This is a genomic window from Azospirillum sp. TSH20, assembly GCF_003115935.1.
Lineage (GTDB): Bacteria > Pseudomonadota > Alphaproteobacteria > Azospirillales > Azospirillaceae > Azospirillum.
Genome location: NZ_LGQU01000074.1, coordinates 20,972 through 30,814 on the forward strand (window position 1 = coordinate 20,972; position 9,843 = coordinate 30,814).

The following is a 9,843-nucleotide window of genomic DNA, read 5'->3' on the forward strand; positions in this document are numbered from 1 at the left end:
GCCGTTAACGGAGGCATACGGCGATGTTCATAGATGCGACCAACCCTATGCGGGACGCTTTCGAAACGATCCAGGCCACCGACGTGATCTCGGATGCGAAGAAGCACGTCCTGTTTCAGGGACTGGAGGCATTGCGCCGTCAGCATTGCCCGGAGCCGGCCCAGGCCGTCCGATGCTGCGAGGAGTGCCTGACCCGACACCGCTGTCTGTCGGCGGTTCTCGACCTGCTTGGTTCCTGACCATCAGCCCTGACGATCAGATTGGACGCGGCAGAGTGAGGCTTACGCTCGACGACGAAGCGACGCTGTGTTCCGTTGAAATCCTGGCGGAGGCGGTCGAGATGGCCTTCGTTCCCGGCATCCTCGAACTGCGCACCCTGCGCGATTCCCTGAATGAGGCCCTGCGCACCCGCTCTCCGTCGGCGGTGAGGCTGGCCTACAGCGCCTTCAGCCGGGTCGACCGCGATTTCCGCGACAAGATCGCCCACCACGCCCTGCAATTGGCGGCGCTGCGCCGGCACAGCGCCGGCCCGATGCGCACCGGCGGCGGCACCCCGCCGCGCGGGGCCGGCCGCGGCATCGACGAGCCGCGCCGGGCCTGATCCGCGAATCCCTCAGCGGGGCCGACTTGTCTTTCGTGTACTATTTGTAATGGACCCTTTGCCCATCCCTCCTGTTGTTCCGGCATAACCAACACGCAAGAGGTTGCCACCATGGACAAGGACCGGATCGAGGGCGCCGCCCGCACCGTCAAGGGTTCGATCAAGGAAGCGGCCGGCAAGCTGACCGGCGACACCAAGACCGAGGCCGAGGGCCGCGGCGAAAAGGCCGCCGGCAAGGTTCAGAACAGCATCGGCGGCGCCAAGGATGCCGTGCGAGACGCGCTGAAGTGATCCCGGCACCCGCCTAGGGTTCCAGTAAACGGTGAGTTTCCGACGCCCCGGCCCCACCTTTTCCGTGGAGCCGGGGCGTTCGTTTGCGAATTGACCCTGACGAGAGGAACGACGCCGGAGATCGGCGGTGTGGAAATGGGCTGTTGCCGCCCCACCCTCCCCTATCTATGATGCGCCGCCCCGGCCGGATGGCCGAACGACGCGCTTAGATTCGGGTCCCATGCTCCAGTTCATCCGCAATTTCGCCGGCTCCTGGGTCGTCAAGATCCTGTTCGTGCTGTTGATCCTCAGCTTCGGCATCTGGGGGATCGGCGACGTGTTCCGCTCCACCACTCCCACCACCGTCGCCGAGGTCGGCAAGGTGGAGATCGGGCAGCAGGCGCTGGACCAGGAATTCCGTCGGCAGATGGAACGGCTTCGCCCGATGCTGGGCGGCAACCTGACCGCCGAGCAGGCAAAGCGATTCGGCCTTCTGGAGCAGTCGCTGCAATCGCTGATCCAGCGCACGCTGTTCGACCTCGCGGCGGCCGATATGGGCATTGCCGTCGGGCCGGAGGTGGTCCGCATGCGCATCGCCGAAGAGCCGGCCTTCCGCAACCAGCAGGGCCAGTTCGACCCGAACGTCTTCCGGTCGGTGCTGCGCAACAACCAGCTGACCGAAGACGGCTATGTCGCGATGATCCAGCGCGAGACGGCGCGCCAGCTGGTCGCCGGTGCGGTGTCCGCCGGCCTCACCCCGCCGCAGCCGCTGGTGCAGGACCTCTACCGCTATCGCGGCGAAAAGCGCGTGGCGGAGGTGGTGACCCTGCCCAACGCCGCCATCGGCGATGTCGGTGTGCCCGACGACGCGACGATCAAGCAGTCGTATGAGGACCATCAGGTCCGCTTCACCGCCCCGGAATACCGCGCCCTGACGGTCGCCCGTCTGTCGCCCGACGTGCTCGCCAAGGACATCAAGATCGACGATGCCCAGCTGCGCAAGGCGTACGAGGAGCGCGCGAACGAATTCGGCGCCCCGGAAAAGCGCACCGTGCAGATGGTGGTGGTCGACGATGAGGCGAAGGCCAAGCAGATCGCCGAAGCCGCGAAGGCCAAGGGCATCGCCGAAGCCGCCAAGGATGCCGGCGTGGAGCCGGTGACCCTGGACAACATCGCCAAGGCCGACCTGCCGGAAATCGGCGACGCCGCCTTCGCGCTGGAGCCCGGCAAGCCCTCCGACCCGATCAAGAGCGCGCTCGGCTGGCATGTCATGGCCGTCACCGGCGTCACCCCCGGCTCGACCAAGAGCTTCGAGGATGTGCGCGGCCAGCTGGAGGCGGAGCTGAAGAAGGAGCAGGCGCTCGACTCCGTCTTCTCCATCGCCAATCGGGTCGAGGACCAGCTCGCCAGCGGTGCGCCGCTGGAGGAAGTCGCGCAGGCCCAGGGTCTGGCCCTGACCAAGGTCGCCGCCGTCGACAGCACCGGCAAGGCGCCGGACGGCAAGGACGCCGCCCCCGACCTTCCCGGCTTGAAGGCGCAGTTGCCGAATGCTTTCCAGCTGAAGACCGGCGCAACCTCCAACCTGACCGAGGGCGAGGGCAGCGTTTTCACCGCCGTCCGCGTCGACAGCGTGATCCCCGCCGCCGTCCGTCCGCTGGCCGACGTGCGCGATCAGGTCGTTGCCGACTGGCAGCAGGAGCAGCGCGCCGAGCGCGCCGCCAAGAAGGCGGAGGAGATCGCCGCCCGCCTGAAACAGGGATCGGAAGCCGCCGCGCAGGACGTCGCCACCCAGGCCGGCGCCAGCTTCGCCATGACCTCTCCCTTCACCCGTGATGCCCAGTCGGTGCAGGGCCTGCCGGCCGACATGGTCGCCAAGCTGTTCGCCGCCAAGCCGAACGAGGTCGTCACCGGCAACACCGCCGACGCGCAGGTCGTCGCCCGGTTGAAGGAGGTCATCCCGGCCGACCCGAAGGCCGCCGACGCCGATCTGGCGCCGGTCCGCGCATCGGTCGAGCAGGGGATGGAGAACGATCTGGTGGCCGAATTCACCAACGCGCTGCGCGACAAGTATCCGGTCCGCATCCACCGCCAGCGCATCGACCAGTTCTTCGCCAGCAACTGAGTCTCCGGCTCAGCCGACAGCAACCCCGAGAGGTTCCGTGCCGTGAAGGTCCAGCCCGATACCACCACCTTCGATGCCGCTTACGCCGCCGGTCGGCCGCAGGTGGTGTGGACCACGCTGGTCAGCGATCTGGAGACGCCGGTTTCCGCCTATATGAAGCTGGCGGATGGACGTCCGTTCGGTTTCCTGCTGGAGTCGGCGGAACGCGGGGCCGGGTCGCGGCGCGACCGCTATTCGGTCATTGGCTTCAAGCCCGACGTGGTGTGGCGGTCGCGCGGCAACCGGGCGGAGATCAACCGCGATGCCCTGCACGACCGCGACGCCTTCAAGCCGCTCGACCAAGCGCCGTTGGAAGCGTTGCGCGCGCTGATCAACGAGAGCCGGATCCCGCTGCCGGAAGAACTGCCGCCGATGGCCGCCGGTCTGTTCGGCTACATGACCTACGACATGGTCCGCCTGATGGAACGGCTGCCGGACAACAATCCGGACGAGCTGAACATCCCGGACGCCATCCTGACCCGGCCCAGCATCGTCGCCATCTTCGACAGCCACACCGATTCGATCACGCTGGTGACGCCGGTGTGGCCGAAGGCCGGCAAGGATGCCGCCACGGCCTATGCCGACGCGCGGGAACGGCTGACCGACGCGCTGGCCGACCTTGAGCGTCCCCTGCCCTACCGGCGGGAGCCACGGACGGAGAACGGTCTGCCGCTGGCCTGGACCTCCAACACGACGCGCGAGGAGTATCACGCGATCGTGGAGAAGGCGAAGGAGTACATCCGCGCCGGCGACATCTTCCAGGTCGTGCCGTCCCAACGCATCCGCTTTCCCTTCAAGCCGTCGCCGCTGGCGCTGTACCGCACGCTACGCCGCCTGAACCCGTCGCCCTTCCTGTTCCACTGCGACTTCGGCGAGTTGACGGTCGTCGGCTCCAGCCCGGAAATCCTGGTGCGCGTGCGTGACGGCAAGGTGACCGTCCGTCCCATCGCCGGCACCCGCAAGCGCGGCGCCACCACGGCCGAAGACGAGGCGCTGGCCGCCGATCTGCTGAGCGATCCGAAGGAATTGGCCGAGCACCTGATGCTGCTCGACCTCGGCCGCAACGACGTCGGCCGGGTGGCGAAGGTCGGCACGGTCAAGGTGACGTCCAAGATGATCGTGGAGCTTTACAGCCACGTCATGCACATCGTCTCCAACGTCGAGGGCGACCTCGATCCGAAGTTCGACGCGCTCGACGCCCTGGTCGCCGGCTTCCCGGCCGGTACGGTGTCCGGTGCGCCGAAGGTCCGCGCGATGGAGATCATTGACGAGTTGGAGAAGGCCCGCCGCGGCGTCTATGCCGGCTGCGTCGGCTATTTCGGCGCGTCGGGCGCGATGGACACGTGTATCGCGTTGCGCACTGCCGTGCTGAAGGACGGCATGATGTATGTCCAGGCCGGCGGCGGCGTCGTCGCCGACAGCGATCCGGAGGCCGAGTATCAGGAGACCGTCAACAAGTCGATGGCCCTGATTCGTGCCGCCGAGGAGACGCTGCGCACCACCGCGCGCGGGTAATCTTCGCAGTCACGCGCAACGAAAAAACGGCTGCCTCAAGGGCGGCCTTTTTCATGCCCAAACAGTTGCTGACGATCGAAGCTTTCTCCTGGGAAATGGATTATCCACAGGAATTTGCACGCTGTCGGCCAGTGGCGCCGCACACATCTGCAACCGTGCATCTATAGTGGAACTGTGTGAACGGGGTGGCGGATAGGCCGCCACCGCCGCACACAACAAGGGAGAGAAGAGGATGGAAAAGATCCTCACACTCCTGATCCTGCTGTTGCAGATCATCAAGGCGTGCCTTGATCTTCTGAACCGCTGATCGGATGGGTGCGTCGGGGTAGATCAGACCCCGACGCACCTGTCCCTAAAGATAAGCCATTTCTCACGCTTGCCAAGAGGCTTCCGCACGCCTCCCGCGAGTTGACGGTCAGAGATACCGCCGCTCCAAATGGCGCTTGAACACCGTCGCATCCAGCGGCCGGCCGGTCGCGGCAGTCAGCAACTCGTCACCGGAGGCGTGGAAGCAGCCCGTCTCATGCACATTCACCCGCAGCCAGTTCACCAGCGGCGCGAACTCGCCCCGCGACAGCGCCGGGACGATCTCGGGATCGGCGGTGCGGGCAGCGTCGAACAGTTGGGCCGCGGTCATCGCACCCAGCGTGTAGCTCGGGAAATAGCCCCAGCCGCCGCCCGGCCAGTGGATATCCTGCAGACAGCCAAGCCGGTCGTTTGGCGGCACCACCCCGACCAGCTCGGCCATACCATCGCTCCAGGCGCCCGGCAGGTCCGGCAGGGTCAGATCACCGGCAATCAGTGCCTTTTCCAGGCGATAGCGGAGGATGATGTGGGCAGGGTAAGTGACCTCATCGGCGTTGACGCGGATGAAGCCGCGTTCCACCCGGCTATAGAGCCGGCGCAGGTTGTCGGCCTCCCAGGCTGGTCCCTCTCCGCCGAAGGTCTCGCGCACCACCGGCGCCAGCCACGTGATGAACTCCGCCGAGCGACAGGCTTGCATCTCCATCAGCAGAGATTGGCTTTCATGCACTGCCATGCCGCGCGATTGGCCCACCGGCTGGCTCAACCATGCGCGCGGACGGTTCTGCTCGTACAGCGCATGGCCGGTCTCGTGCAGGATGCCCATCAGCGCGTCGGTGAAGTTCGCCTCGTCGTAACGGGTGGTGATGCGCACATCGCCGGTCGCCCCGCCGCAGAAGGGATGCAGCGACACATCCAGCCGGCCGCGGCTAAAATCGAAGCCCAGCCGCTCCATCATGCGGACGCCAAGCTCACGCTGCTTATCGACGGGAAACGGCCCCTGCGGCTCGACGATTGCCGGTGCCGCTGCCTGCTTGTCGAGCACGCGGCCGATCAGGTCGGGCAGGAAGCCTGACAAATCGGCGAACAGTGCGTCGATGCGCTCTGCCCGCGCCCCCGGATCGTGGCTGTCGAGCAGCGCGTCATAGGCGCTGATCCCCATCACGGCGCCCAGCGCTTCCGCTCCTTCTCGCACGCGGGCCAGCACCTCGGTCAGGGAGGGCAGCAGCTTGGCGAAGTCGCTCTCCGCCCGCGCCGCACGCCATGTCATCTCGCAAACGGAGACGGCCTTGCTGGTCGCCTCCACCAGGTCGGCGGGGATGGCGGTGGCGTGGACGTGATTCCGGCGCATCTCGCGCAGGTTGGCGCGCTGCCAGGCGTCGAGGCTGTCGTCGCTCTCCGCCTCGGCCAGCAGGTCGGCCATGCGCGGGTCGGTCGCCAACTCGTGCGCAATCACCGACAGGGTCGCGGTCTGCTCCGCCCGGCCGTCGTTGGCACCCTCTGGCATGATCGTCTGGGTGTCCCAGCCGAGGATGCCCAGCGCGTCGCCGATGGCGGCGATGCGGGCGTGGCGGCGTTCAAGCTCCTGATATGCGGTCATCGGGTCGTCCGTCGGTTCCGGTGTCGGCGCGCTTGCGCTGTGACAGCACGTAGATCCCGGCGAGCGTCACCGCAAGCCCATACCAGGTCAAGGCATACTGCAGGTGGTTGTTCGGCAACTCCACCCGCGGCGCAATTCCCGCCAGCGTCCCGGCCGGCGCACCGGGCAACCCGGCCCCCTGCCCCGGCAGCATCTCCACCACCACAGGAGCCACCTCGCCCAGCGACAGCGCCGCCGCCATCGCCGACGGATCGGCGCGCATCCAGGCAGAACCCGGCGCCGGTGAGCCGTTGCCGGGCTGGAAGAAGCCGGCAGGCTGCGGCACGCGGACGATGCCCTTAATGCTCACCTCCCCCTCGACCCGCGCAGCGGTGCGGGTCGTTGGATCACGGCGGTCCATCGGCACGAAGCCGCGGTTGACCAGCACGATGCCGGCCCCGTCCGCCCGCTGGAATGGCGTCAGAACCTCGTAGCCCACCTGTCCCTGGTGCGGGCGGGCGATCAGCAGCATTTCCTTGTCGTTCAGGAAGCGTCCGTCCAGCGTCACCGGGCGGAACTCCCACACTGTCGGATCGTCGATGCGGGTGGGGAGAGGCACCGCCGGTTCGGCCATCTGCCGATCGATCCGCGCGATCAGGTCCTGCTTCCACTGCAGCCGCTCCAACTGCCATGTGCCGAGCCCGATGGTCACTGCCAGCCCGGCGAGGGTGACCAGCGTCGCCCCCAGCGACGGGCGGAAGCGGCGCCGCTCCCCCGTCTCGACGGCAGTGGTGCTCAAGACCCCTTCTCCACTTCGCTGCGGCGATAGCGGTACTGCAAGGCGACGACATAGGCCTTGGCCGGCCGCAGCATGCCCAGGGTCAGGGCGAGCACGACGATGCTCCAGACGATGGCATGCAGCCACAGCGGCCAGTCCACCGTCATCGACACCCACAGCGCCACCGGCACAACCAGGAAACCCAGGATGAAGATCAGGAAGACCGCCGGCCCGTCACCACTGTCGACCTGGGAGAAATCCAGGTCGCAGACATTGCAGCGCTCCGCCACCGTCAGATAGCCGTCGAACAGCCGCCCCTTGCCGCAGCGCGGGCACACGCTGCGCAAGCCCGCCGATAACGGGGAAACTCTGGGGTACAGATCGATCACGCAATGACCTCCCGCTCGGACCGTTCCGGCAGACATATGGGCCGCCGGAACGGCTCGGCACCGGTGGCGTCAGTGGGCGGCGATCACACCGCCATGACCACCCCACCAATAGACCGACACGAACAGGAACAGCCAGACGACGTCGACGAAGTGCCAGTACCAGGCCGCCGCCTCGAAACCGAAATGGCTTTCCGGCGTGAAATGCCCTTTCACCGTGCGCACCCAGCAGACCGCCAGGAAGATGGTGCCGACCAGCACATGGAAGCCGTGGAAGCCGGTCGCCATGTAGAAGGTCGACGGGAAGATGCCGTCGGTGAACTTGAAGGCGGCGTGAACGTACTCATAGCCCTGGAAGAAGGTGAACAGCGCGCCCAGCAGAACGGTCAGTCCCAGCGCCTTGGCGGCCGTCCGGTTCTGCCCCTCCAGAATCGCATGGTGTGCCCAGGTGACGGTCACGCCCGACAGCAGCAGCGTCAGCGTCATCATCAGCGGCATGTCGAACGGGTCGATGACATGCACGTTCGGCGGCGGCCAGATGGCGTCGGGATTGATCGGCGAAACCTTGGGCTCCAGCGCCGCATGGAAGAAGGCCCAGAAGAAGGCGGCGAAGAACATCACCTCCGACGCGATGAACAGCGCCATGCCATAGCGCAGGCCGATCTTCACCACCGGCGTGTGCGCACGCTCGACCACCGATTCCCGGATGACGGAGCGCCACCAGCCGAACATCGTCACCAGAATGGCCAGCACGCCCAGCACCAGCAGGAACTTGCCGCCGCCATGCATGAAGATGACCAGCCCGGTCGCCAGAAGCCCGCCGGAAAAGGCGCCGATCAGCGGCCAGGGGCTGGGCTTCAGCAGATGGTAGGGATGCGGGATGCCGGCGCCCGGTTCATGGGCTGATGGTTCGGCGTGCGGCATTTGCCCGTGGGTGATGTCGGCCATCGTCTCACTACCCCATATTGTTTAGTTTGTGGCGGTCGCCCCCGGCTCCGCCTTTTGTTTGCTTGCCCCCGAAGCCTCGGACGTGGCGGTGGCCGTGTGCTGCGCAAGCTTGGCCTCGCTGTCCTTGGCGCGGAAGAAGGTGTAGGACAGCGTGATGGTGGTCACGTCGTCCATGTTCGGATCGTCGGCCATCGACGGGTCGACGAAGAAAGTCACCGGCATGTCAACGACTTGGCCGGGCTCCAGGATCTGCTCGTCAAAGCAGAAGCATTGGATTTTGTTGAAATAGGCGCCCGCCTTTTCGGGCGTGACGTTGTAGACGGCGGTGCCGACGGTGGGCTTTGCCGCCCGGTTCTCGGCGCGATAGGCGGCCAACCCGGTTTCGCCCAGCTTCAGCACCAGTTCCTTCTGCTCCGGCTTGAAGGACCAGGGAAGGGCGGAGTTGGTGTCGGCGTTGAATCGGATGGTCACCTTGCGGTCGAGGACGCGCGCCGCGGCCTGCTCCGCCCGCTGGGTCGTGCCACCGAAACCGGTGACGGAACAGAACAGGGAGTAGAGCGGGACCGACGCATAGGTCAGCCCGATCATCCCCACCACCAGCCCGAACAGGCTGCCGAGGATGAGGCGGTTGCGGCGGCGCAGCCTGTCGTCGCGCCCGGCCATCAGTGCGCCCCGCTCATCCGCACGACCGTGATGGCGTAGAACAGGGCGACCAGCGCCAGCAGCGCGGCCAGAACCGCCAGATTGCGGCCACGCAGCTTCCTGGCCCGCAGGTCGGCCTCCTGCCGCCTCTGCTCTTCGACCGAAGTGCGGGTTTCGGTCAGGTCATCGCGTTCCATTACCGTCATGCCCACCCTCCGAGGATCATCCGCTCGCCCATCATCACGGCGAACAGCAGGAACAGGTACAGGATCGAGAAACCGAACATCTTCTTGGCCGGCTTGTCGTTGCTTGCCCGCAGGACGCGGACGGCGCAGCCGACGAACATCAGGCCCAGGATGGCGGACACCGCCAGATAGACCGGACCGGCGATGCCGGCGAAGTACGGCGCCGCGGCCACCGGCAGCAGGATCAGCGTGTAGAGCAGCATCTGGCGCTTGGTCGCCGCCTCTCCCGCCACCACCGGCATCATCGGCACGCCGGCGCGGGTGTAGTCGCCGTTGCGGAACAGGGCCAGCGCCCAGAAATGCGGCGGAGTCCACAGGAAGATCAGCAGGAACAGCAGGACGGACGGCAGATCGACCGTCCCGGTCACCGCGGCCCAGCCGATCATCGGCGGGAAGGCGCCGGCAGCCCCGCCGA

Annotated in this window: 12 protein-coding genes; 5 read left to right on the forward strand and 7 right to left on the reverse strand. The window is 66.7% G+C overall.

What is annotated here, in order from left to right; genetic code table 11:
• Nucleotides 1-23 precede the first annotated feature (23 nt).
• The 5 genes from TSH20_RS20300 to trpE all read left to right on the forward strand — a co-directional run bounded on the left by TSH20_RS20300 (nucleotide 24) and on the right by trpE (nucleotide 4,547).
• Nucleotides 24-239, forward strand: a complete 216-nt coding sequence (locus TSH20_RS20300) for a hypothetical protein (protein WP_109076402.1) — start codon at nucleotides 24-26, stop codon at nucleotides 237-239.
• A 35-nt stretch (nucleotides 240-274) separates the two neighbouring features.
• Nucleotides 275-601: a hypothetical protein gene (locus TSH20_RS20305; RefSeq protein WP_109076403.1), complete on the forward strand. Its 327-nt coding sequence runs from the start codon at nucleotides 275-277 to the stop codon at nucleotides 599-601.
• Between the two features lie 111 nt (nucleotides 602-712).
• The gene (locus TSH20_RS20310) at nucleotides 713-892 is read left to right on the forward strand and encodes a CsbD family protein (protein ID WP_109076404.1); all 180 of its coding nucleotides are present in this window, start codon (nucleotides 713-715) and stop codon (nucleotides 890-892) included.
• Nucleotides 893-1,112: 220 nt separating this feature from the next.
• Nucleotides 1,113-2,993, forward strand: a complete 1,881-nt coding sequence (locus tag TSH20_RS20315) for a peptidylprolyl isomerase (RefSeq protein WP_109076405.1) — start codon at nucleotides 1,113-1,115, stop codon at nucleotides 2,991-2,993.
• A gap of 42 nt (nucleotides 2,994-3,035) precedes the next feature.
• Complete coding sequence (trpE, locus tag TSH20_RS20320; protein WP_109076406.1) at nucleotides 3,036-4,547, forward strand: anthranilate synthase component I; 1,512 nt, start codon at nucleotides 3,036-3,038, stop codon at nucleotides 4,545-4,547.
• A gap of 415 nt (nucleotides 4,548-4,962) precedes the next feature.
• Here the strand turns inward: trpE and TSH20_RS20325 are convergent, their stop codons facing one another.
• The 7 genes from TSH20_RS20325 to TSH20_RS20350 all read right to left on the reverse strand — a co-directional run.
• Nucleotides 4,963-6,450 carry a carboxypeptidase M32 gene (locus tag TSH20_RS20325; RefSeq protein ID WP_109076407.1) on the reverse strand — a complete coding sequence of 496 codons (1,488 nt, stop codon included), beginning with the start codon at nucleotides 6,448-6,450 and terminating at the stop codon, nucleotides 4,963-4,965.
• A complete protein-coding gene (locus tag TSH20_RS20330) occupies nucleotides 6,428-7,228 on the reverse strand; it encodes an SURF1 family protein (protein ID WP_109076408.1) in 801 nt (266 codons plus the stop codon). The genes TSH20_RS20325 and TSH20_RS20330 overlap by 23 nt, the downstream gene beginning before the upstream one ends.
• Entirely contained in the window at nucleotides 7,225-7,632 is a 408-nt protein-coding gene (locus TSH20_RS20335) for a DUF983 domain-containing protein (RefSeq protein WP_109076409.1), read from the reverse strand. The genes TSH20_RS20330 and TSH20_RS20335 overlap by 4 nt, the downstream gene beginning before the upstream one ends.
• A 33-nt stretch (nucleotides 7,633-7,665) precedes the next feature.
• Nucleotides 7,666-8,541, reverse strand: coding sequence for a cytochrome c oxidase subunit 3 (locus TSH20_RS20340; protein WP_199232136.1), 876 nt, complete (start codon nucleotides 8,539-8,541; stop codon nucleotides 7,666-7,668).
• A 21-nt stretch (nucleotides 8,542-8,562) separates the two neighbouring features.
• Nucleotides 8,563-9,204 carry a cytochrome c oxidase assembly protein gene (locus TSH20_RS20345; RefSeq protein ID WP_109076410.1) on the reverse strand — a complete coding sequence of 214 codons (642 nt, stop codon included), beginning with the start codon at nucleotides 9,202-9,204 and terminating at the stop codon, nucleotides 8,563-8,565.
• Nucleotides 9,204-9,389: a hypothetical protein gene (locus tag TSH20_RS34700; protein WP_146205467.1), complete on the reverse strand. Its 186-nt coding sequence runs from the start codon at nucleotides 9,387-9,389 to the stop codon at nucleotides 9,204-9,206. The genes TSH20_RS20345 and TSH20_RS34700 overlap by 1 nt, the downstream gene beginning before the upstream one ends.
• Nucleotides 9,386-9,843 (reverse strand): UbiA family prenyltransferase (locus TSH20_RS20350; RefSeq protein ID WP_199232439.1); only part of this gene is annotated, 458 nt, incomplete at its 5' end. The genes TSH20_RS20350 and TSH20_RS34700, both read right to left, overlap by 4 nt.